The following is a 22,397-nucleotide window of genomic DNA, read 5'->3' as shown; positions in this document are numbered from 1 at the left end:
ACCGATCATGCCAGGACCGCTCAACGGAACCACCGTCGTGGAGATCGAGGGCATGGGCCCCGTCCCCTTCGCCGCCATGCTGCTGGCGGACATGGGGGCGGAGGTCATCCGCGTGGAACGGCCCCGCACCAGTTCAGGTACTCCCGAAGAGCTCCGCTTGAGGGACACCTTCGGGCGGGGGCGAAAATCCGTGCGCCTCGACCTCAAGGAGCCTTTGGGACGGGAGGCCGTCCTGGATCTCGCCGCGCGGGCCGACGTCCTGATCGAGGGGTTCCGCCCCGGCGTCATGGAACGGCTCGGCCTCGGGCCGGAGATACTCCACGCAACCCATCCCGCCTTGGTCTACGCCCGGTTGTCCGGCTGGGGACAGTCGGGCGACCTCGCCCAGTCGGCCGGACACGACATCAATTACATCGCCCTGGCCGGGGCCCTGGATCCGCTGGGCGGTCCGGGAGCCGACCCCGTCCAGCCGTTGGCCATGGTCGGGGACTTCGGTGGTGGCGCGATGACCCTGACCATGGGCATCCTCGCCGCCCTCCTAGAGTCCCGCGGCACCGGTCAGGGACAGGTCGTGGATGCCTCCTGCGTGGACGGGGCCTCCCTGCTGATGTCCGTGGTCCACCACATGCGCTCGGCGGGCCAGTGGCGGGATGAACGGGGCAGCAATCTCTTCGACGGAGGGGCGCCCTACTACGGCGTATATCGGACTTCAGATGACCGGCACGTGGCCATCGGCGCTATCGAACCGAAGTTCTATTCTGCACTGCTGCCCGTCCTGGGGCTCGACCACGAGACCATGCGCCCCCAGAATGACCGCGACGCCTGGCCGGAACGGCGCCGCCGGATCGCCGACGTCTTTGCCACGCGGACGCGAGACGAGTGGGTACGTGCCTTCGACGGAGTGGAGGCCTGCTTCTCCCCCGTCCTGTCCCCTGCCGAGGCGGTCGATCACCCCGTCCACGGCCGACCGGAGGCCTTCATCAACGTCGACGGCTTCCCGGAGCCCGCGCCGACTCCGCAGTTCAGCAGGACACCGTCCGCTCCGCGGCCCCGGCCGCTCCCGGGGCACGACACCGAGGAAGTGCTCCGGGGCCTGGACTGGCCTCAGGACCGCATCGACGAAGCCATGCGGGACGGGGCCGATGTCGGCCTTCTCCCCGGGCCTTGACCACAGACAGACCACACCGACACCCCCGACCAGAAAGTATGAGGTCCACCCATGCTCAGCGCATCGCTAGAGAAGCAGTCCGATTCCGGCCACGTCGACGAGGACCTGGAGTCGTTCACCGACCGCGCCCGGGCCTTCCTGGACGAGAACCTGCCGCCCAAGCCAGGCAGGACCGCCTTCGTATGGGGCGAGGGCGAGGACATCGGCGTCAAATTGTGGGAGGAGCCGGACTCCGAGGAGGAGCGCAACCGCCTGTCCGAGGCCCGCGCCTGGCGGCGCAAGCGCTTCGACGCCGGGTTCGGCTGGCTGGACGGTCCGCGCGAGCTGGGTGGGGCAGGGATGTCCAAGGAGTTCCAGCGGGCCTACCGCCGGCTGGAGCGGAACTATCAGACGCCAAGTGACTCGTACTTCAAGCTCGACCGTGTCCTATCCCCGGTACTCATCGACCGGGCCGGCGAGAGCATCAGGTCCACCCTGCCCCGCGACCTCCACCGCGGTGACGTGATGGGTTGCGAGTTGTTCAGCGAACCGGACGCGGGGTCCGATCTGTTCTCCGCCCGCACCAAGGCGACGAGGACCGAAAGCGGCTGGCTCCTCAACGGTCAGAAGGTGTGGACCTCCGACGCCCACCTGGCGGACCTCGGTGTCGTCTTCGCCCGCACCGGCACCGGAACCGGGAAGCATGACTTCACCAGCTTCCTGCTCGACATGGATCAGACCGGCGTCACCGTAGTGCCCCTGCGCCAGATGACCGGCGGGGCGGCATTCAACGAGGTGTACCTCGACAATGCCTTCGTGCCCGACGACCACGTCGTCGGGCAGGTGGGTGAGGGGTGGGACGTCACCCGGGAGATCCTCGCCCGTGAACGAGCCGGAATCGGCGCCGGCTTGGTGCAGGGAGGCTCCGGCCTCGCCAACGGGACCCGGCTCACGGCTCTGGTGCGCGCCATGGGCGCCGAGGACGATCCGCTGATCCGGCAGGAACTGGTCAAGACGATCAGCGGCTTCTGGTCCGCCAAGCAGTTGACCTCCCACGGTTCGGACCGCCCGGGTGCCCCCGGTTACCGGTCCGATCCCACTCCCCTGGTGAGCAAGCTGGCCCTCGGCAGCAATCTCCGCAGCGCATCACACCTCGTCGGCGAGGTCGTCGGTCCCCGTCTGGCCGCCGACAACGGCGAGTGGGGCACCTTCAGCTGGAATTCCCTCGTGCTGGGCGAGCCGGGCGTGCACATCTTCGCGGGCACCAATGAGATCGTGCGCAACTCACTCGCCGAAAAGGTGCTCGGGCTCCCCCGAGAATCATGACCGACGCAGGGGTGCCGCGACACCGGACACGGAAAGGGTGCTGACGGTGGAGGGCAACGAGGATCAGCTCGACGTCTCCGGACTCACCGTCGTGAGGCACCGACCCTCGGAGGAGGGCGCCCCGCGGGTGGTGATCGTCCACGGTTCCATGGACACCTCACGGAGCTTCGCAGGCCTGGCTCGGAACCTGGGAGAGTTCGAAGTACTCCGCTACGACCGGCGCGGCTATGGGGACAACCTGCTCCCCAGTGCTCCGGCACCGCGGTTCCGCGATCACGTGAACGACCTGCTCGCCGTCCTCGGAGACCGGCCTGCCTACGTGCTCGGCCACAGCCTCGGTGGCGCCGTGACCTTGACCGCCGCGGCCCACGCGGCCCGGTCGTTTCTCGGCGTCATGGTCTATGAGGCTCCCCTGCCCTGGACCGATTGGTGGCCGGCGCCCGCGCTGCCCTCACGCTCCTCAGCGTCCGAGGCGGAGGTCCGCCAGACCGCTGAGGCGTTTCTCCACCGGTTGATGGGTACGGAACGATGGGAGTCCTGGAACGTAGAACGCCGGGAGCTGTTCCTGGGCTGGGCTCCGGCCTGGGCGTCCGAGTTGCAGGATGCGAGTCTCGACGGCGCCCCGTTCCAGGCCGAGGACCTCACTGTTCCCCTCCTGGTCAGCTATGGAACGGCAACGGATGAGCGCCACCGCCGCGGTGCCCTCGAGATCGCGCAGCGCACCGGTGCTCCGCTGGTCCCGCTCGAGGGCGGCACACACGCGGCGCCCCACCTGATGCCGCAGGAGCTGGCGGCCGTCGTCCGCGGATTCGTCTCATCTCACGAGCACGCAGGTCAGACAGTCGACCGATAGGCCATACGGACTCACACGCATAGACGGGATGACTCACCGCTCCGGGGCTCCGTTGGTGCACGCCCAGGTCCGGATCTCGCGAACATTCGCCCAAATCTCAATGGTCCTACCTGTTGACCAACCTGTCGATTCGACCAATACTGAGTGAGATGGCTCACACACCAGCTGCTTCGCACGGCCGCATCTCACGGAAGAGGGACCACATGCCAGGGACCGCAACAGGCACCACGGCCGCCAGGCCGAAAACCACCGGGATCACCGTCACGGATCTGGTGAAGACCTTTGACACCGGCGGCGCAGGCATGACAGCGATCGACCATGTAAACCTGCACGTGCCGGAGGGATCCTTCTTCACGATCGTCGGCCCCAGCGGCTGCGGCAAGACCACCATTGTGAGGATCCTCGCCGGCCTCGAGAAGCCGACGTCGGGTCGGATCGACGTGGCCGCCGACCATGCCGGCGAGGTCACGAACTCGATGGTCTTTCAGGGCGATTCGCTCTTCCCCTGGCTGAACGTGTGGGACAACGCGGCCTACGGACTGGCGATGCGGCACGCGCCGAAGCCGGAGATCAGGGACCGCGTCGGGCACTTCCTCAACAAGACGGGGCTGACACCTTTCGCCAAGGCCTACCCGCACCAACTCTCCGGCGGTATGCGCCAGCGAGTCTCCATCGCCAGGGCCTTCGCCAATGACCCGGACGTGTTCTACATGGACGAGCCGTTCTCCGCCCTGGACGAGCAGAACAAGACGATCCTCCAGGAGGAGCTCCTGCGCATCTGGGAGGAGAGCCGCAAGACCGTCGTCTTCATCACCCACTCCGTGGACGAGGCGGTCACCCTGGGTGACCAGGTGCTGGTCATGACCGCTCGCCCGGGAAAGGTGAAGGCACTCATCGACGTCCCGTTCGAGCGTCCGCGCAGCGTCCTCGAACTCCGGCGGGAACCAAAGTACGGGGAACTCGTCTACGACATCTGGGATTCGCTCAAGGAAGAAGTCCAGGGAGCACAGTTATGACCGCGACAGCGAACCGGCCCGTGAGCCAGTCTCAGTCCCCGCCCGAACGGTCCATGGCCCGCCGGCGCAGGTCGGTGTGGAAGAACGTCGGCGGTGAGCGGATCGCCGCCATCGTCACGCCCCTCGGTCTCCTGGTCCTCTGGGAGATCGCCTCACGATTTGGCCTCATCAATCCACAGTTCTTCCCGGCACCCACCACGATCGCCCTCAAGGCCGCCGAGATGATCTCGACCGGTGAACTCTTCGAGGCCACCTGGATCAGCGTCCGTCGGCTCTCCATCGGCTTTGTCATCGGCGCCGTGCCGGGCGTCGTGATCGGCATCATCATGGGCCTGAACCGTTGGGTTCGGACCATCGCCGAACCCATCATCGCCGCGACATACCCGATCCCCAAGACGGCCATCTTCCCCCTGCTCCTGATCATCTTCGGATTGGGCGAGTCGTCGAAGATCGCCGTCGTGGCCATCGGCGTGTTCTTTCCCGTGGTCGTCAACACCGCGGCCGGGGTGATGGGCATCGGCAGGATCCACCACGAGGTCGGGAAGAACTTCGGCGCCAGCCGGCTGCAGGTCTTCCGCACCATCGCCCTGCCCGGAGCCACTCCCCTGATCATCGCCGGCATGAAGCTCGGCGTCGGGATGTCCCTGATGCTCATCGTGGTCGCCGAGATGCTGGGTGGCACCGACGGCCTCGGCTTCCTGATCTGGAACTCCTGGTCGACCTTCCAGGTCGAAACCATGTACGTCGCGCTGGTGGTCATCTCCGTGCTCGGCGTTGTGATGACCTTCGTCCTGGCCGAGGTCGGGCGCCTCCTGACCCCGTGGAGCCAACACGACCGATAGCCCCGCCACCGGACCGTGCACAGACACCGCCCTGAATGACACCCTGAAAGGCTCCAGCAGCATGAGCAAGACTCCCTCCTCATCCAAGAACCGTCGCCGGCGCATCACCGCAGCCCTCACCGGCCTGACAGCCATGATCTCCCTGAGCGCCTGTAGCGGAGCGGCGGATTCCGGACTCACGACGGTCTCCGTCGGGCATGCCTCCGGACTGACGAACGTCCCGCTGTACATCGCCATCGAGCGCGGGTACTTCGAGGACGAGGGGCTCGAGGTCGATCTCCAGGCCTTCAAGTCCGGCGGCGACATGGTCGCCCCCCTGTCCTCGGGGGACCTTGATGCCGGCACGGGTGCGCCGGGTGCCGGCATCTTCAACGCGGTCGGCCGGGACCTCGGCGTACGTCTCGTCGGAGACACCGGCCACCTGGACGACGACAACAAGTACTCGTCGCTCATCGTGCGCAAGGAGCTGGTCGACAGCGGCCAGTTCTCCGAACTCGAGGATCTGAAGGGGCTGCGTATGGGGCTCTACGCGGATGGGACCTCCACCACCCTGTGGTTCGACCGCGCCCTGGACGAAGCCGGACTGGACCGCTCCGACGTCACCGCCAACTACCTGTCCGGTCCCGATCAGGCGATCAGCCTCGAGAGCGGTGCCATCGATGCCGCCACCCTGGCCGAGCCGTATGCGTCAAAGGTCATCGAGAGCGGCGACGCCGTCCGCTTCGCCGTGGGAGCGGACTTCTATCCCGAGCTCCAGCTGGGAACCATGATGTACGGCACCGAGTTCTCGCAGAACTCCCCCGACGAGGCCGTCGCCTTCATGAAGGGTTGGCTGCGCGGGGTCGAGGACTTCAACGAGAACATCGTCGGCGGACAGTTGAAAGGCGAGGACGCCGACGAGATCGTCGGGATCCTGTCCGAGTACACCGAGATGGACGAGGACCTTCTCCGAGGCGTCTATTTCCCGGCCATCAGCGCGGACGGAGGCATGAACACGGAAGGCCTGGCGGATGACCTGCAGACCTTCCGTGAGGACGGCCTCGTCGAGGAACCAGACCTCGTCATCGACGACATCATCGACACCTCGTTCGTGGAGCAGGCCGGCGCCTGATCCGACGTCCAGTTCTCACGCCAATCTCGATGCCGGCTACGACACCGACCGCACACGCCAGAGGCTCGGAACCCTCGGCCGCAATGACGGGCCGCGGCCGGAACCCACGAACAACAATCAACAAACAACTACTGCAGCAGAAATCGAGAGGAACCAACCGTGAGCCAGCAGTTGATCGACCGAACGGCCCCCATAAGCCATCCTGACCGCCTGTACATCAACGGACAGTGGGTCGAGGCAACGTCCGGAACGACGATCAACGTCGTCAACCCGGCCACCGAGGAGGTATTCGTCAGCGTGGCAGAGGCCAACGAGGCCGACATCGACCGCGCCGTAGCGGCGGCGCGCGAAGCCTTCGACAATGGCCCCTGGGCCCACCTCTCCCATGCCGAGCGCGCGGACTATCTGCGCCGAATGGGCCAGCACCTCGATGCCCGCATCGACGACGTGGCCCGCATCTGGCCCAGCGAGATGGGCAGCACCCACGCCGTCGCACATGCCTTCGCCGGAACGATCGGCGGCGTCTACGAGTACTACGCCGGACTTGCCGATTCCTTCCCCTTCGAGGAGCGATTCGATCAGCCGCCGGGCGGCGGCGAGCTCGCACTCATCGTTCGTGAACCGGTCGGGGTCGTAGGCGCCATCGTCCCCTGGAACGCATCGATCAACATCATGGCCTACAAGATTGCCCCGGCACTGCTCGCTGGCTGCACTGTGGTCTTGAAGAACTCCCCCGAGGCTCCCGGCGCAGGGTACGTCATGGCGGAGATCGCGGATGCAATCGGACTTCCGCCGGGTGTCCTCAACGTCGTCACCGCGGACAGGGAAGCTTCCGAGCGTCTTGTCCGCCATGCAGGAGTCGACAAGATCACGTTCACCGGATCGCTCGCGGCCGGTCAGCGCATCGCTGGCATAGCTGCGGAACGGATCGCGCGTGTGACGCTGGAGCTGGGAGGCAAATCCGCCGCCGTCGTACTTGATGACTACGATCTCGAAACCGCCGCCCAGTCGATCGCCGGCTACGCGTGCTTCCTCACGGGCCAGGTCTGCTCGGCCCTGTCCCGGGTGATTGTCACCAGGGATCGCCACGACGCCCTTGTGGAGGCACTGAGCGCCACCTTCGCTGAAGTCAAGATCGGAGACCCCTTCGACCCATCAATCGGAATGGGGCCCATCGCCACGCGCCGCCAGCTCGAGAAGGTGGAACACTACACGAAGCTCGGCGTGGCCGAGGGAGCCACCCTGGCCTTCGGGGGCCGACGTCCGGCAGGACTCGATCGAGGGTGGTTCATCGAGCCGACCGTGCTTGCCGGGGTCGACAATCAGGCGACCGTTGCCCAGGAGGAGATCTTCGGACCCGTCCTCACCGTCATCCCGGCCGACGACGAGGCGCATGCCATCGAACTGGCCAACGACACCGTCTTCGGGCTCAACAACTCGGTTTTCACGAACGACGCCGACCGTGCCTACCAGATCGCGCGCCAGCTTCGTTCGGGAACCGTGGGTCACAACGTCTTCCGCAGCGATATGCGCATTGGATTCGGCGGCTTCAAACGGTCTGGAATCGGCCGTGAGGGCGGCGTGGACGGTCTGCGGCCGTTCCTTGAGAACAAGACCGTCATCCTCGAGGGCATCCCCTCACACGTTCAGCAGTAATCCGCTCATACGTTGAGTAGAAGGAGTACCGACATGGAAACCATCATCAATGGCGTCACCCTGCTCTCCCCTATCACGGCCAACAACGAGACCGCTCGGCGGAACATCGACGCCGTGGTCGAATTCTTCTCCCTGTACCTCAAGGACAAGGAACGCTTCTATTCCTTATGGGTCGAAGAGAACCCCGCAGTGATTACTCCTTATGTGACCGGCGACATCGGCAATATTCAAGTCACGGCACACGAGGGCTGGGACGCTGTCAAGGCGTTCTGGGATCCGATCCATGACGACATGCACGGGAAGTTCGACTGGTACATTGACGAGGTCATCGCGGGCGAGGATCCCAACGTCATCATCACGCGGACGCACTCGGACGTCGATGTCCAGGCCGACGGTGTATTCGGCGGAGTCCACCCCACCTATCAGGGGCGGTACGTGCAGATCTTCCGCTTCACGGACGGCAAGGTCAAGGCATTTGAGGAGTACTTCGACACCGCGCAGCTTGCTTCCGCCTACGGCGGGTGATCACGGCCGATCGCGGCAGACAGCATCCACCGCCCCGCGGGGCCCGACGACAGAAATATGGCCGTTCGGCCCTCATTCCAGAGTTTCTGACCCAGGCCCCGTCCCAGACGGCGAACAGTACGGCCGGGGCCCCGCGCGCGAGCATCAGCGCCCTTCCTCCCCTGCAGGACAGCACGTCTCCTCGCGAATCGTCTGGTCGACGGCAGAGCCGAAATCCTCGCACCTGTCGCAGCTGGTGCCGCCCTGGTGCGCGCAAGAGTTCATGCTCCGGGTGGAGCAGTAGAGGGCTGAATGCGCAGGCCGCACCGCCCTTTTATTGTGCTTGACATCACACCGTCGAGCGGCGAACCTAATGGTAATACCTATAGACCCGGGCTTCAGGGTCGACCTTCCCGGCACTGTCCGATTGAGTCAACCGGCCCTGCGGTGTCAGCAGTTTCACCTGTCATCGGCACTGGCAGGTCACCTACATTGGAGGTACTTTTTGAGCACCACGGTCTCATTGGACGAGAGGCAGCTGCGCCGCAGCCGCGTGGAAGTGACCCGGGCCGGAGCCATCGGCAACTTTATTGAATTCTTTGACTTCAGCCTCTACGGGTTTTTCGCAGTCATGATCTCCCAGCAGTTCTTCCCGACTATCAGCCCAGTGGCAGCCCTCCTGGCTACGTTTGCCGTGTATGGCGGGGCTTTCGTGATGCGCCCCGTCGGTGCCATCGTGTTTGGCCACGTCGCCGACCGAGTTGGCCGCCGCCGCGCACTCATCCTCGCCATCATCCTGATGAGTCTGTCGACGACCCTGATCGGTGTCCTGCCGACCTACGCCCAGATAGGTGTAGTTGCCCCAGCCCTGTTGTCACTGTGTCGCTTGACCCAGGCATTCTCGGCCGGTGGCGAGCAGAGCAACTCCTACGTGTTGGTCCTGGAGCAGTCCCCTGTCAAGCAACGCGGCCGCCATGGATCATGGCTAGTCGTCGCGGTCATGGGCGGCGTGGTCAGCGGCATCTTGCTCTCTTTGCTCATGGAAGCCTTGACCACCGCGGATCAGATGACCGCCTGGGGTTGGCGTGTGCCGTTCCTGGTGGCGGCACCGTTGGGTCTCCTGGGACTCTATCTACGGCTCAAACTGCAGGAATCCGATGTCTTCAAAGCAGCAGTCGCTGAAGTCTCAAAATCCGAAGAACGGCACGTTCCCCTCGTACAGGCTTTCCGCACCGTCAAGAAGGAAATGCTTGTCCTCTTTGGCTGGGTCGCGCTCGTGTCGCTCTGTGGATACATCCTCATTGGCTTCATGGTGACCCTGCTTGTCCAGTTCGAGGGCTACGAGATGTCATCTGCTCTAGGCATCATGGCCCTCGGATTCCTCCTTGGCATCCCCGCCGTCATGGGTATTTGCCGCTGGTCCGACCGAGTCTCTCGCAAGACCTTCGCGGGCCTCAACGCGGCGGCTCTCGTCATATGGGCGGTTCCTGCCTTCCTCCTGATCGGCCAGGGACCAGTCGGGGCAACCGTGGCCATCACCGGTTGGATCATCATCATGTACCCGATGAACCTGGTGGCAGGTTTCGCCGTCGTAGAGCTGTTCCGCGTTGATGTCCGGGCCACCGCCAGCGCCCTGCCCTACCAACTAGCGTTCGCGGTCTTCGGTGGCAGCGCCCCCTATGTCGCGACATGGCTCACCGCCTCCTTCTCCTCCATGGCGGTGGCCTACTACGTCACGATCATCGCGATCATCGGCATCGGGGTGGCACTGTTCGGCCTGCCGAACGCCCGCGAAATGGCAGTGGTCTCCACGGATACGAATAAGAACCTGGAGGACGAACCTGCCGACCCCAAAGGAGCTTCAGTGAGTTGACCACGCCTCCCGTGCAGCCGAGTCAGCGGCACGGATTCCGGAGAAAAATCTCGATGAAGGGACCCAAGCATGCACGATACTCAGGTAGACCTGACCCAGCAATTAGCCGAGTTTGTTGCCGCAACACGCTATGAAGACCTGCCGGTAGAGGTGGAGGAAGAAAGCAGACGACTGCTTCTGGACACAGTCGGTTGTGCGTTGGGTGCCATCAACACACCCAGCGGGAGGATCGCCCTCCAGCATGTTGAGTCGCTCGGCGGCAGCCCCAACGCAACTGTCCTGGGGCTGGACAGCAAGACATCTGCCACGAATGCCGCCTACGCCAATGCACGCCTGGCCAATGTGCTGGACGCAGACGATACGTTTCCGACGTCGACGCACTTCGGCAACGCCACCGTCTTTTCGGCCCTCGCACTCAACGAACAATTCGACGGCAGCGATCACGACCTTCTGACAGCAATCGCCGTTGGTTTCGATGTTGGCGCCAGAATCGGAAGCTGGATGGGCGCCCCATTCCAAGTCAGGGACGGTGAAGTTGTGGGGTGGAACGAACTGGGAGGGCCGCCGGCAACCGTGACATGGGCTGCCGTCGGCGCAGCTGCCAGCTCTGCTCGGCTCGATTCCGTGCAGGCAAATCATGCGTTCGGACTGGCGGGGGCAAACTCTCCCCAGCCCACCATTCGCAAATGGGCGGAAGCCCCGATCCAACCGATGTACAAGTATGCCGACGCCGGCTGGTGCGCCGACACCGGTGTCTCGGCAGCTTTGCTCGCAAGACTGGGCAGCACAGGATTCCTGGACATCCTGGACGGAGACAATGCCTTCTGGCGATTCTATGGATCGCCCACCCACGAGGATGATCTCCTGATCAACGGGTTGGGCTCTGACTGGCAGATACTCAATACCACCTACAAACCATGGCCCTGCTGCCGGTGGATACACCATCCGCTAACGGCCTTCTCCCGGCTGATCGACGAGCATGGGCTGAAGGCGGAGGAGATCGAGAGCATCGTCGTCAGGGCAAACCCGCTTGCCTTGTCGGAAATATTCCGGTCACAGCAACCGGCGGACCCATTGACCGCCGAATTTAGCCATGCCCACGCCATGGCTTCCATGGCGTATGGAATTCCGTCAGGTCCTCGCTGGTATGAGCAGGAAGCAATGACAGCTCCCCACATGGTCTCCTTCCGTGAGAGAGTAACCGTCGAGCCTGAGCCGAGCTCCGCGAACATCGCCAAGTGGATGGGGGGCGGCCAATGGCGCGGCATCCCAGGCGGTGTGGAAGTCGTCGCCCGTGGAACCCGATTTGTGGCAACAGCCGACAACGCACTCGGCGATCCCTGGTCAGAGTCGACCTTGCTCTCGAACGAGGCCCTGGTTCAAAAGTTTCTGGGAATGTGTGGACTGGACGAGAGCCAAGAGGAGGTCTCTCCCAGACTCGCAGCCCACGCCACGGAATGCGCGGAGGCGATCCTCGCCGCCGACAGCGCCGTCGGGCTGTCGTCATGGGTGGCTGATGTCGCGAATCTATCCCGGTCGCTGCGGCGCACTCTGATCGACGCTCACGCGTAGCTTCCCGAGTTTCGCGATCTATGGGCCCGCGGGCCGGGAGGACCGGCCTCGACGTGTCTGCCAGGTCCTGGGTTGAGGCCGGGGAGCCATTTAACCTGTGCACGAGTTGCCACCAGAGAGGACCACTGTGAAAGCCCTTAAATATCTTGGCCCCGGGGACATCGGTTTCCGCGATGTGCCGATCCCCGATCCGGTCCGGGGCGAGGTCTTGATCAAGGTGGCGGCCTGCGGCGTCTGCCATACCGACACCTCGTTCCGGAACAATCCCGAGTTGGCCCTAACGCCCGGACTGACCCTGGGCCATGAGATCTCCGGCACGGTGTCCCGCCTCGGCGACTGCGTCCAGGGCTTCTCGCCAGGCACACCCGTCACGGTACACACCGTGTGGTCCTGCGGCAGCTGCCGGCAGTGTTCGGCAGGCCGGCAGAACGCCTGCCTGAGCACGGGTGGCCGGCTGAAGCCGGCCCATGGGCCGGGAACCAGGTACGACGGCGGCATGGCGGAGTTCGTCGTGGCGCCGGCCCGTGCCCTGGTGGCGACATCGGGAATCGACCCGGTGGCCGCGGCGGTCTTGCCAGACGCCGCCCTGGTCCCCTACCACTCCATCCACGACGCCGCTTCACTTCTGACCGAGGGTGCATCAGCCCTGGTGATCGGCATCGGAGGGCTGGGCCAGTACGCCGTCTCGATCCTCTCCGCCGTCTCCCCCGTGCGCATCATCGCCGTGGACAACCGCGACAGTGCCTTGGACGCCGTCCGGGACAGTGCCGACGTCGTGTTCAACTCAGCCGTTCCAGACATTGAGCAGAGGATCCTTGAGGCGGCCGGGGGATACGGTCCCGATGTCGTCCTGGACCTGGTCGGCAGCACGCAGACTCTGGACCTGGCCACCGCCGTGGTCGCCCCCTACGGAACCGTCCGGGTTCCCGGACAGAGCAACGGCACGTTCACCTTCGAGACGGATCGGACCACCACGTCGATCCCCCGGGGCACCACGATCAACCGTCCGTACAGCGGGACCTATCAGGACCTCGTCGACGTGGTCGAGCTGGCCCGCGCCGGGCGCATCGGCATCGACCTCCAGCGGTATCCATTCCAGGAGGCAGTCTCGGCCTTCGACGCTCTGGACGCCGGGCGCGTGTCCGGGCGGGCCGTGCTCGTGATGGACTGACATGACACGAACATCCGGATGGCCCTACCTCATTCTGTCCTTCCTGGCCGGAACGCTGCTGTCCCTGCAGGCGAGGATCAACTCCTTCGTGTCAACCGACCTCGGAGACAGCTTTGCGGCCGCGGCCTTCGTCTTCATCACGGGCGGAGTCACCGTGGCTGTCGTCGTGGTCGCCAACAAGAACTCCCGCCGCAGCGTCGGTCTCGCCTGGACACAATTCCGCACCGGGGCTCTGCCCTGGCATCTCCTGTTGGGCGGTGTCGGCGGTGTCATGGGGATCCTGGCCCAGACCACCGCTGTCCAGGTGATCGGTGTGGCCCTGTTCTCCCTGTCTTTCGTGGTCGGCCAGATGGTCTCCAGTTCCGCCATCGACCATTTCGGCTGGTCCCTGGGACTGCGCCGGAAGCTGACGTGTGTGGGTGTCGGAGCCCTGATCGTCGCCCTCGCCGGCGTGGTCATGGCCTCGGGCTCCGGACTCGACGTCACCAGACCAGAGGCGCTGGGTGCCCTGGCCCTGGTCTTCGTGGCCGGGCTCGGCGTCTCAGCCCACATGGCCTTCAACGGACGCGTCACCACCGTGGTGGGCCGGCCCGAGGCTTCCGTTCTGGCGACCTACATCGCCGGAACCGCGGTGTTGGTCCTGGTGTCCGTGGTTCTTCTGCTGACAGGGACCGGCAATCTGCGGGCCTTGGCCAATGTCAGGCCCTGGTACGTGGCCTTGGGGATCATCGGACCGGCCATCGTGATGGTCTCCGCGATCATCGTCAGGCACATCGGTCCGCTGCTGTTCACCCTGGGCATGGTCACCGGACAGCTCCTGGGATCGATCGTGCTCGACGTCGCCTGGCCCGTGGACGAGCCCATCCTCCCGGCGTGGTCGACGATCATGGGGGCGCTCTTGGCCTTGTGCGGCCTCGTGGTTCTGCAACGTTGGGGACAGCGTCCGGTGGTTGCTGTGGCGGCCCGCAAAACCAGCCACGCAAATGTGCATCGCATCACACCTTCGGGCTAGAATGGTTCGACCAACCGAGAAGGCGTCACACCTATGGGCGACCGATGAACGACGTCGGCCCACCCGCAGCCTGACCGGGACAGTTCGATACACCACCGTTCACCACACCATCCTGTTGAGACAGCGAGACGCACCCCCCACCGGACGGCGCGACGCCGATCGCCACTGGGCGCGCGGCCGCAAGGAGAGGTCATGCCATCGACCCAAGAATCACATCGCCGCTCCGTGATCGGACGCGTTTCCCAGATCCTTTCCGCGTTCGACAGGCACCAACGGTCCATGCCCCTGACGACGTTGGCACAGCGCGCCGGGCTCCCGGTACCGACCACCTATCGCCTGGTCACGGAGTTGATCCACTACGGACTCCTTGAACGGGACGAGGAGAAGGACATCCGGATTGGGATGCGCCTGTGGGAGCTGTCCACCCGGGGTAACGACACCCTCTCCCTGAGGGACACGGCCCTGCCGTACCTGGAGGACCTCCACGAGCACCTGCACCTGATGGTCAGCCTCTCCGTGCTCAACCACGGAACCGTCCTCTACCTGGAGCGCCTGGCACCGGAGGACTTCACCGTCGACCGGGCGCACGTCGCCCAACGGCACCCCTTGCACGGCGCATCTTCCGGCATGGTGCTGCTGGCCTATGCTGATCCGGAATTCCAGGAGGAGTTCCTGTCCCGTCCGCTGCCCCGATACACGGAACGCACCGTCACGGATCCGGCAATTCTCCGGCGGATGCTCAGCGAGGTCCGCAAGAAACGCCACTCGATCGTCGCCGGGATCGGAACGCCGGGGTGGACCGGCATGGCCGTCCCGGTGTTCGGCGCCAACAACTCCATGGTGGCAGCCCTGAGCACCGTCGCCCCAATGGGCTCAGAAGACCCGGCGACCGCCATTCCGGCGCTGCAGACTGCAGCCTTCGGCATTTCGATGGCGCTCGGCGCGACTCCGAGAGGCAGGTCCCATCCCAGCAGACGCTGGACCGAATAGGCCGGGCCACCCTCCCGGACCCGCACGGAGTCGTGGGTCTGGAGCACCTGCATCACCACGCGCCACGAGGACCGGCCCCAGCGGGGCCGGCCCTCTCTTGACTCTCACAGTCACTGCGTCTCGGGAGATGTTGGAAAATTTCAGGAATGCAGCACCACAGCGGTGCGCAGCGTCTCCACGCCGTTCGTCAAACTATTCCCCTTCAGGAACACCACCTCCGTGTCCACGTCGAACGACACGGAGTCAACGCGATCAGCCAGGAGCCGGAACATGGTCTTGGCCTCGAGTCGCGCCAGCGGGGCCCCCAGGCAGGAATGTACGCCATGCCCGAACCCGAAGTGCCCCTCGGCCTCACGATCGATGTTGAATCTGTCGGCATCCTCGCCCCAGTGCTCCTTGTCCCTGTTCGCGGAGGCCAGTAGCAGTCGGACAATCGACCCCTCCGGGATGGTCACGCCGGCCACCTCGACCTCCTTCGCCAACCGACGCGGCGCCTTGTGCACCGGTCCGCGGAACCGGACGAGCTCTTCCACGAAGTTGTCCACGGACTCCGGACGCTCGCGGAGTTGCCCGAGCGTCTCGGGAAAGTCCTGGAAGACCAGGAAGGCGTTCCCCATGAGGCGCGTGGTGGTGTCGAAACCGGCGATGAACACGAACACGCAGAGCTCAATGGCCTCCTGACGCGTCAGGATTCCCTCGTCCTTCCAGGCCCGGGCGATGTGGCCCGCCACCGCCTCGCTCTCCTCCTCGTACAGGCGTTCCAGAATGCCGCCGAGATAGGTGAACAGTTTCTGCGCCTGCTCCTCGTCGCCCGGCATCCCCGGAGCCATCCGGGAGACACGGGCAAACCACGCCCACACGGACTCGGTCCAGGTGTCGAATTGCTCGACTTCCTTGTAGGGGACGCCGAGGATTCCGCTGATGGTCGCCATGGTCAGCGGACGGGTCAGTTCACTGGTGACCTCGCCGCCACCCTTGGCCACGAAATCATCGGCCAGGCCGGTAGCGACCTCGAGAACCCGGTCTGCCACCTGGTCGATCGCTTTGGGGATGAAGGCCGACGCCACGACCTTGCGGATCTTCATATGAGCAGCGCCGTCGAGCAGCGTCGGAAAGGCAAAGGGCGATTCGTCGTTGACCTGATTGCGGTACACCTTCGCGTTGCGCATGCCTTTGCGGACGTCGGCATGGCGGGAGACGAAGTAGACATCGGCCTCGGGGTGCTGCACGCGGAGTACCGGGTGGTGCTCCCGCATCCATTCGAAGTGCGCATAGGGCTCGACCTGGTGCCCCGTGTCATCGATGACAGTCCACGGTGCGAGCCCCTCCGGCCATTCCAATTCGTGCGAGTACGGGAGCTGTTCGCCGGGCACCGTGGCCTCTGCAGCCTCTGAAGTGGTTGTCATGGTGGGTCCTTTCGATGGTTCTGGGCGACGCGCCGGCCTCGGCCACGTCACCGCCCTCGCGTTCGAGTTCTGGTCAACGGCAGTGCCGCGGTGACGTCGTCTGGACTGCCTTCGGCCAGCTTGGCAGGTGTGACCCAAGGCACGATTGCTCTTTTCATTGTTCGAAATCAGGCGCCAGGAGCACGCCTTAATAGCAGTCTCGGGCGAACATGAGAACCCCCCTTTCAACCAGTAAAAACTGTGATGGGGCTCACGTTGACCGCGACTATTCTCACAATGGTTCGACCATCATTTTCTGGATACGTCCTCCGCCTTCCGGGAGGATCCCGTCCCCTATCCACCCCGACTGGTGCCGCATGCCGGCAGTCGTTGGGCCGCACCGAGGAGTGATCTTGAAAACCACGCAGAAGGTCTCACCGCGCCGCGCCGCGGCCGCCGGATTTTTCGGCGGAGCCATCGAGTTCTACGACTTCTTCATCTACGGCACCGCCTCTGCCGTGGTCCTCAATGTCCTGTTCTTCTCTGGGCTGTCGCCCGCCATCGGCACGCTGGCCGCGTTCGCGACCCTCGCCGTCGGCTATGTTGTCCGCCCCCTGGGCGCCATCGTCTTCGGTCACATCGGCGACCGCTACGGTCGCCGCACCGCGCTCATGGGCACCCTCATGACGATGGGCGCCGCCACGGTCCTCATCGGCGTCCTGCCGACCACGGCCATCCTCGGAGACTGGGCGGCAGTCCTGCTGGTGCTGCTCCGCCTCATCCAGGGGCTCGGTCTCGGCGGCGAGATGGGCAATGCCGCCACCCTGACCATGGAGAGCTCGCCCCGAAAGCGTCGCGGGTTCTACAGCTCCTTCACCTACGCTGGCGGATTCGTCGGAATGGTCCTGGCCACCGGGGCCTTCGCCCTCGTGTCCATGTTGCCCGAGGAGGCGTTCATGAGCTGGGGCTGGCGCATGCCGTTCCTGGCCAGCGGCGTCCTCCTCGTCATCACCTACCTCGTTCGCCGCCATATCCCGGAGCCCCCGGTCGCCGAGCGGGCCCGGGCCGAGGGCAACACGGAACGCTTCCCCGTCCTGCAGGTTGCGCGCCAGCACAAGAAGGACGTCCTCCTGGCCACCATCATCGCCGCGGCCCCGAACACCGTCTACTACATCGTGAGCGTCTTCGGCATCACCTATGCGGTGACCACGTATGGCGTCGCCCAGACCACCATGCTGATCCTCGTGTCCATCTCCTCGGCGGTGCTGGCCATCTCGGTTCCGCTGTGGGGCGGCCTCTCGGACCGCGTGGACCGCCGCAAGCTAATCGTCATCGGCCTCATTGCGGAAGCCATGTTCACCTTCGTCTACTTCATGCTGATGGGCACCGCGGACCCGGTCATGATCCTTCTGGGCATGCTGCTCGTCCTGGTCTTCGGCCACGGCATCGTCAACGGCATCCAGGCGGCCCTGTTCACCGAACTGTTCCCCGTTGAGGTGCGTTCAACCGCGGTGTCCCTGGGCCAGCAGCTGGGCGGCGCGCTCAGCGGGTTCGGCCCGCTGATCGCCTCGGCCATCATCGTGGCCAATCCCGACGGTTGGTACCTCGTTGCCCTGTACGCCGGCGGCCTGTGTCTCCTGGCCGCCGTCGCCGCCATCTTCACCGTGACCAAGTGGGGGCACCAGGGCCTCCAAGACGACGAGGTCGCCGAACCGTCCACCCCGCTCACCACACGTCTCGAGGGAAACGACATGGCCACCACCCGATAACACCGGACCATGCCCGGGGGAAGGCCGTTAACGGCCCTCCCCGGCACCCTTCCCCGGCCCCGGTACCCACGGGCCGGGGAAGGGGCGTACTCCGGCCTCTACTGACCAACGGATCCATCTACCCAAGGAGCCACCCATGACCACCCTCGCCGCCGGCCTGCAACTGCAGTTTCTGGATCAGATCCCCAAGCAGCTCCTCATCGGAGGCGCTTGGGTTGACAGCGCCTCCGGCAAGACGTTCGACGTCTTCGATCCGGCCACCGAAGAGTCCCTGTGCTCCGTGAGCGACGCCTCCAGTGAGGAGGCCTTGGCGGCCCTGGACGCTGCGGCCGAGGCGCAACGCACCTGGGGAAAGTCCACCGGTCGGCAGCGGTACGGGATCCTCATGTCACTCATGGGCATCATCCAGGAGCGGCGCGCGGATCTGGCCGCGATGATGACCATGGAGGCCGGCAAACCGGTCGCCGAGTCCGGGGCGGAGATCGACCTCGCATGCTCCTTCATCCAGTACTTCGCCGAAGAGGCGCTCCGCATCGAGGGCTCCTACCAGGTGAATCCCAACGGCGGCGGCCGGATGATCGTCACCAAACGGCCCGTCGGAACCGCAGTACTCATCACCCCGTGGAATTTCCCGATGTCGATGGCGGCCCGCAAGATCGCCCCGGCCCTCGCGGCCGGATGCACGCTCGTCGTCAAACCAGCCAAGGAGACCCCGTTGACCATGCTGGCCTTCGCCCAGATGCTTCAGGAGGCGGGCCTGCCGGACGGGGTGCTGAACGTCGTCACCACCAGCACGTCCAGCCAGACCATGGAACCGGTGATCCGGTCCGGCAAGGCCCGCAAGCTGTCCTTCACCGGGTCCACGCCGGTGGGCATCAAGCTCGTGGAGCAGGCCGCGGCCAACATCATGAAGATGTCCATGGAGTTGGGCGGCAACGCGCCGTTCATCGTCTTCGCCGATGCGGATATGGACCAGGCCGTGGAAGGCCTCATGGCCACGAAGATGCGGGGAAACGGTGAGACCTGCACGGCGGCCAACCGCGTCTACGTCCACCGGAGCATCATCGACGAGTTCACCTCCCGGGTGGTGGACCGGATGAGGGGCTTCACCCTGGGACACGGCCTCGACCCCGAGGTGACCCTCGGCCCACTCATCAACTCCAAGCAGTTGGCCACCGTGCAGGACCTCATCGACGACGCCGTCGCGAAGGGCGCCAGGGTGTCGCTGGGCGGTGAGCGCCACGGCACGACGGGACACTTCCTTCAGCCCACGGTCCTCACCGACCTCCCCGAGGATGCCCGGATCCTGCGGGAGGAGATCTTCGGCCCCGTTGCCCCGATCATCCCCTTCGACACCGAGGCGGAGGTCGTCGACAAGGCCAACGACACGGAGTTCGGGCTGTCTTCTTACGTCTTCACCGAGAACCTTGAGACCGCGCTCAGGGTCTCCGAGTCGATCGACTCCGGTCTCGTCGGCCTCAACCAGGGCTCTGTCTCCAATGCCGCCGCACCCTTCGGGGGGACCAAGATGTCCGGACTGGGCCGCGAGGGAGGCAAAGAAGGCCTTGAGGAGTACCTCGAGACCAAGTTCATCGCCCTCCGGCTGGACACCACCCCTCGAAAAGGTACCGCCTGATCCCAGGGCCTCCTATCCCCCTACCCCTGGGAGAAGTCAACGGAAAGGAACAGGTATGCGACTGCAGGACAAGAGGATCGTGGTCACCGGAGGCGCGCAGGGCATGGGTGAGTCGACCGTGCGCGCCTATCTCGAGGCCGGCGCCGTGGTGGTGTCCATGGACCTCAAACAGGACCAGGGCCAAGCCATGGTCGACTCCCTCCCGGAGGAGCTGGCCGCACGGGCGAAGTTCATCGCCGTTGACGTCACCCGGCGCGCCTCAGTCACGGCGGCCATGTCCGCCGCCGTGGAGTTCCTCGGCGGACTGGACGTGCTCGCCCATGTGGCCGGCGTCCAGCGCTCGAAGCCGACTCTGGAGTTCACCGACGAGGACATCGACTTCCTCGTCCGGACCAACCTGGTGGGGACCATGATCACCAACCAAGCAGCGTTGGCTCACATGGAACCCGCCGGGCAGGGGGTGATCCTCAACTTCGGCTCAGACAGCGGGCTGGTCCCGATGAAGAACATCAGCGTCTACTCGGCCACCAAGGGCGGCATCATGGCATGGACCCGGAGCTTGGCCGGGGAGTTCGGGCCGTCGGGCATCAGGGTCAACACGGTGGTCCCGGCCATCAAGACCCCCATGACCACCCAGGGCCGCGGAGAGCGCGGCGCCGTGTACTCCAGCGTCCCGCTCGGCGGAGACCTCGGGGAACCGGACGCGGACCTGGCTCCGGTGATGGTGTTCCTGGCCAGCGACGACTCCCGGTTCATCACCGGCCAGATGATCTCCGTCAACGGCGGCCTGTGCATGGTCCGCTAGCCGCCCAGACTCCGATCGACCGGGAACGGGCGAGGGGTTCGAGTCCACACCCCTTGACAATGAGATCTGCGTCACACACCATACTTAATGGTCCTACCATGCATATTCTCTAACCATTGATGAAGGTGTTCCTCAGGGATCTTGACGAACAGGCGGTCCGCGCCGACTTCCCTCTGCATGACCATGGCACCGTCCACCCCAACCCAGGAGACTCCGTGGAAACCATCGACCCAGCCGCCGCACAGAAAATGGCCCGCATTCGCAGGGCCGGCGCCATCGGCAACTTCATCGAGTATTTCGACAATGCCCTCTATGCCTACTTTGCGGTCACCATCGCGGCACTCTTCTTCCCCCCTGGAGACCCAGTGGCCAACCTACTGGCCACGTTCGCGATCTTCGGCGTCGCCTTCTTCATCCGTCCCGTGGGCGGCATCGTCTTCGGCTACGTCGGCGACCGTTTCGGCCGCAAGCGCCAACTCATCTACGCCATTCTTCTGATGAGTGTCTCAACGGCAGCCATCGGCATTCTCCCCACCTACGAATCGGTGGGAATCCTCGCTCCGCTCCTGTTGCTGGTCTGCCGGCTGGCTCAGGGATTCTCCGTGGGTGGCGAGTCTACGGGTGCCTTCGTGATGGTCGTCGAGCAGTCGCCCGTCGGCCGACGGGGCCGCAACGCCGCCCCACTGGTGATCACGACGATCCTCGGCGCTGCGGTGGCCGCGTCACTCTCGGCCGGCATCTCCCTCGTCTTCTCAGACGAGGCCATGATCGAATACGCGTGGCGCCTGCCCTTCTTCGTCGCTCTTCCCCTGGGAATCGTGGGCCTCATCCTCCGCGCGCGGATCGGAGAATCGGACGCCTTCAAGGAGGCCACCAAGGCTCCCGCACGCTCCGCGTCGGCCAGGCCGGCAGCCAAGGAATCACCTCTCAGGCGGGCCTTCCGCACGTCCGGAAAGCAGATGCTCACTCTGTTCCTATGGGTCTCCCTGGTCGCCGTCTGCGGCTACATGGTGGTGGGCTACATGGTCTCCCATCTGGTGTCCTTCGAGGGATACGATCAGCTCTCCGCGCTGATGATCCTGGTCTGCGCCCAGTTGATGGCCGCGGTCGGTCAGGTCTTCATGGGGCGGTTGGCGGACAAGTTCAGCCGCAAGCAGTTCGGGATGCTCCTGTCCGGGTGCTTGGCCGTCCTCCTCATCCCGACCTTCTTCTCGCTCTCGATCGGGCCGGTGGTGGCAGCCGTCGCATTGGGCATCTTCTCAACGTTCCAGTACGCGACCATGATCTCGGCAGGCTGCGCACTGGTGGAGCTCTTCCCAGTGGATGTCCGCTCCAGCGCCAGCGGCCTCGCCTATTCGCTGGCGTTCTCCGTCTTCGGCGGGACGATGCCCTTCGTCGCCACGTCGCTGTCCTCGAACTTCGGTCACATCGCGCCCGCCTACTATGCCGTCGCATTCGCCATCGTCGGATTCCTGGTCGCATGGAAGGGGCTGCCCAATGCCAGGGCCATGGACGTAACGTCTTCCGGTGAAAGCCTCCACGTCGATCGCGAGGCCACCAACCATCCAGTCCCGACGATCATCCAGGCCGCCGACGCACCGGTCGCTCAGAAGGCAGAGCATCTCTGAGCTCATGTCGGACTGACCACTGACAGCACTCCTGTCACGTGACAGGGTGTGCGGCGCCCGTCCCAGATCTTGGGGCGGGCGCCCCTCACCAACCAGCCAGG

The 22,397-nt window shown here is 64.9% G+C and carries 18 protein-coding genes; 17 read left to right on the top strand and 1 reads right to left on the bottom strand.

What is annotated here, in order from left to right:
- Positions 1 to 7: 7 nt before the first annotated feature.
- From ACFFIO_RS14610 to ACFFIO_RS14550, 13 genes are all read left to right on the top strand, one after another.
- Complete coding sequence (locus ACFFIO_RS14610) at positions 8 to 1,168, top strand: CaiB/BaiF CoA transferase family protein (protein WP_378042915.1); 1,161 nt, start codon at positions 8 to 10, stop codon at positions 1,166 to 1,168.
- Between the two features lie 51 nt (positions 1,169 to 1,219).
- Entirely contained in the window at positions 1,220 to 2,473 is a 1,254-nt protein-coding gene (locus ACFFIO_RS14605) for an acyl-CoA dehydrogenase family protein (protein WP_378042913.1), read from the top strand.
- Positions 2,474 to 2,510: 37 nt separating this feature from the next.
- Complete coding sequence (locus ACFFIO_RS14600; protein WP_378042911.1) at positions 2,511 to 3,326, top strand: alpha/beta fold hydrolase; 816 nt, start codon at positions 2,511 to 2,513, stop codon at positions 3,324 to 3,326.
- A gap of 203 nt (positions 3,327 to 3,529) precedes the next feature.
- Positions 3,530 to 4,342 (top strand): ABC transporter ATP-binding protein, encoded by an 813-nt coding sequence (locus ACFFIO_RS14595; RefSeq protein WP_378042909.1) that lies wholly within the window; start codon positions 3,530 to 3,532, stop codon positions 4,340 to 4,342.
- The gene (locus ACFFIO_RS14590) at positions 4,339 to 5,184 is read left to right on the top strand and encodes an ABC transporter permease (protein WP_378042907.1); all 846 of its coding nucleotides are present in this window, start codon (positions 4,339 to 4,341) and stop codon (positions 5,182 to 5,184) included. Before ACFFIO_RS14595 ends, ACFFIO_RS14590 begins: the two co-directional genes overlap by 4 nt.
- 61 nt (positions 5,185 to 5,245) lie before the next feature.
- A complete protein-coding gene (locus ACFFIO_RS14585) occupies positions 5,246 to 6,295 on the top strand; it encodes an ABC transporter substrate-binding protein (protein WP_378042905.1) in 1,050 nt (349 codons plus the stop codon).
- Positions 6,296 to 6,454: 159 nt separating this feature from the next.
- Positions 6,455 to 7,951: an aldehyde dehydrogenase gene (locus ACFFIO_RS14580; RefSeq protein ID WP_378042904.1), complete on the top strand. Its 1,497-nt coding sequence runs from the start codon at positions 6,455 to 6,457 to the stop codon at positions 7,949 to 7,951.
- A gap of 33 nt (positions 7,952 to 7,984) precedes the next feature.
- Positions 7,985 to 8,476 (top strand): nuclear transport factor 2 family protein, encoded by a 492-nt coding sequence (locus tag ACFFIO_RS14575; protein ID WP_378042903.1) that lies wholly within the window; start codon positions 7,985 to 7,987, stop codon positions 8,474 to 8,476.
- 484 nt (positions 8,477 to 8,960) lie between these two features.
- On the top strand, positions 8,961 to 10,328 hold the full coding sequence (locus tag ACFFIO_RS14570) for an MFS transporter (protein ID WP_378042902.1): 1,368 nt from the start codon (positions 8,961 to 8,963) through the stop codon (positions 10,326 to 10,328).
- 69 nt (positions 10,329 to 10,397) lie between these two features.
- Positions 10,398 to 11,900 carry an MmgE/PrpD family protein gene (locus tag ACFFIO_RS14565; RefSeq protein WP_378042901.1) on the top strand — a complete coding sequence of 501 codons (1,503 nt, stop codon included), beginning with the start codon at positions 10,398 to 10,400 and terminating at the stop codon, positions 11,898 to 11,900.
- Between the two features lie 127 nt (positions 11,901 to 12,027).
- Positions 12,028 to 13,071, top strand: a complete 1,044-nt coding sequence (locus ACFFIO_RS14560) for an alcohol dehydrogenase catalytic domain-containing protein (RefSeq protein ID WP_378042899.1) — start codon at positions 12,028 to 12,030, stop codon at positions 13,069 to 13,071.
- 1 nt (position 13,072) lies between these two features.
- Positions 13,073 to 14,083: a DMT family transporter gene (locus tag ACFFIO_RS14555; protein WP_378042898.1), complete on the top strand. Its 1,011-nt coding sequence runs from the start codon at positions 13,073 to 13,075 to the stop codon at positions 14,081 to 14,083.
- Positions 14,084 to 14,275: 192 nt separating this feature from the next.
- Positions 14,276 to 15,073 (top strand): IclR family transcriptional regulator, encoded by a 798-nt coding sequence (locus tag ACFFIO_RS14550; RefSeq protein ID WP_378042896.1) that lies wholly within the window; start codon positions 14,276 to 14,278, stop codon positions 15,071 to 15,073.
- Positions 15,074 to 15,213: 140 nt separating this feature from the next.
- Here ACFFIO_RS14550 and ACFFIO_RS14545 read toward each other — a convergent pair whose 3' ends face one another.
- The gene (locus ACFFIO_RS14545) at positions 15,214 to 16,479 is read right to left on the bottom strand and encodes a cytochrome P450 (RefSeq protein ID WP_378042894.1); all 1,266 of its coding nucleotides are present in this window, start codon (positions 16,477 to 16,479) and stop codon (positions 15,214 to 15,216) included.
- Between the two features lie 392 nt (positions 16,480 to 16,871).
- Between ACFFIO_RS14545 and ACFFIO_RS14540 the strand changes: the two genes are divergently transcribed.
- The 4 genes from ACFFIO_RS14540 to ACFFIO_RS14525 all read left to right on the top strand — a co-directional run bounded on the left by ACFFIO_RS14540 (position 16,872) and on the right by ACFFIO_RS14525 (position 22,296).
- Positions 16,872 to 18,227 (top strand): MFS transporter, encoded by a 1,356-nt coding sequence (locus ACFFIO_RS14540; RefSeq protein WP_378042892.1) that lies wholly within the window; start codon positions 16,872 to 16,874, stop codon positions 18,225 to 18,227.
- A gap of 136 nt (positions 18,228 to 18,363) precedes the next feature.
- The gene (locus tag ACFFIO_RS14535; protein WP_378042890.1) at positions 18,364 to 19,863 is read left to right on the top strand and encodes an NAD-dependent succinate-semialdehyde dehydrogenase; all 1,500 of its coding nucleotides are present in this window, start codon (positions 18,364 to 18,366) and stop codon (positions 19,861 to 19,863) included.
- Between the two features lie 55 nt (positions 19,864 to 19,918).
- Complete coding sequence (locus ACFFIO_RS14530) at positions 19,919 to 20,668, top strand: SDR family NAD(P)-dependent oxidoreductase (RefSeq protein ID WP_378042888.1); 750 nt, start codon at positions 19,919 to 19,921, stop codon at positions 20,666 to 20,668.
- Positions 20,669 to 20,883: 215 nt separating this feature from the next.
- Positions 20,884 to 22,296 carry an MFS transporter gene (locus tag ACFFIO_RS14525; RefSeq protein ID WP_378042886.1) on the top strand — a complete coding sequence of 471 codons (1,413 nt, stop codon included), beginning with the start codon at positions 20,884 to 20,886 and terminating at the stop codon, positions 22,294 to 22,296.
- Positions 22,297 to 22,397 lie beyond the last annotated feature (101 nt).

It is taken from the genome of Citricoccus parietis, assembly GCF_042433045.1.
GTDB lineage: Bacteria > Actinomycetota > Actinomycetes > Actinomycetales > Micrococcaceae > Citricoccus > Citricoccus parietis.
Note: the sequence above shows the minus strand (reverse complement) of the source record. Positions and strands in the feature narration are given on the sequence as shown.

What these genes read in the sequence shown, in the direction of transcription:
- ACFFIO_RS14535 (WP_378042890.1), top strand. Translation starts at nt 18,364, where the DNA reads ATGACCACCCTCGCCGCCGGCCTGCAACTGCAGTTTCTGGATCAGATC.
- ACFFIO_RS14555 (WP_378042898.1), top strand. Translation starts at nt 13,073, where the DNA reads ATGACACGAACATCCGGATGGCCCTACCTCATTCTGTCCTTCCTGGCC.
- ACFFIO_RS14565 (WP_378042901.1), top strand. Translation starts at nt 10,398, where the DNA reads ATGCACGATACTCAGGTAGACCTGACCCAGCAATTAGCCGAGTTTGTT.
- ACFFIO_RS14590 (WP_378042907.1), top strand. Translation starts at nt 4,339, where the DNA reads ATGACCGCGACAGCGAACCGGCCCGTGAGCCAGTCTCAGTCCCCGCCC.
- ACFFIO_RS14575 (WP_378042903.1), top strand. Translation starts at nt 7,985, where the DNA reads ATGGAAACCATCATCAATGGCGTCACCCTGCTCTCCCCTATCACGGCC.
- ACFFIO_RS14610 (WP_378042915.1), top strand. Translation starts at nt 8, where the DNA reads ATGCCAGGACCGCTCAACGGAACCACCGTCGTGGAGATCGAGGGCATG.
- ACFFIO_RS14530 (WP_378042888.1), top strand. Translation starts at nt 19,919, where the DNA reads ATGCGACTGCAGGACAAGAGGATCGTGGTCACCGGAGGCGCGCAGGGC.
- ACFFIO_RS14585 (WP_378042905.1), top strand. Translation starts at nt 5,246, where the DNA reads ATGAGCAAGACTCCCTCCTCATCCAAGAACCGTCGCCGGCGCATCACC.
- ACFFIO_RS14545 (WP_378042894.1), bottom strand. Translation starts at nt 16,479, where the DNA reads ATGACAACCACTTCAGAGGCTGCAGAGGCCACGGTGCCCGGCGAACAG.
- ACFFIO_RS14550 (WP_378042896.1), top strand. Translation starts at nt 14,276, where the DNA reads ATGCCATCGACCCAAGAATCACATCGCCGCTCCGTGATCGGACGCGTT.
- ACFFIO_RS14595 (WP_378042909.1), top strand. Translation starts at nt 3,530, where the DNA reads ATGCCAGGGACCGCAACAGGCACCACGGCCGCCAGGCCGAAAACCACC.
- ACFFIO_RS14605 (WP_378042913.1), top strand. Translation starts at nt 1,220, where the DNA reads ATGCTCAGCGCATCGCTAGAGAAGCAGTCCGATTCCGGCCACGTCGAC.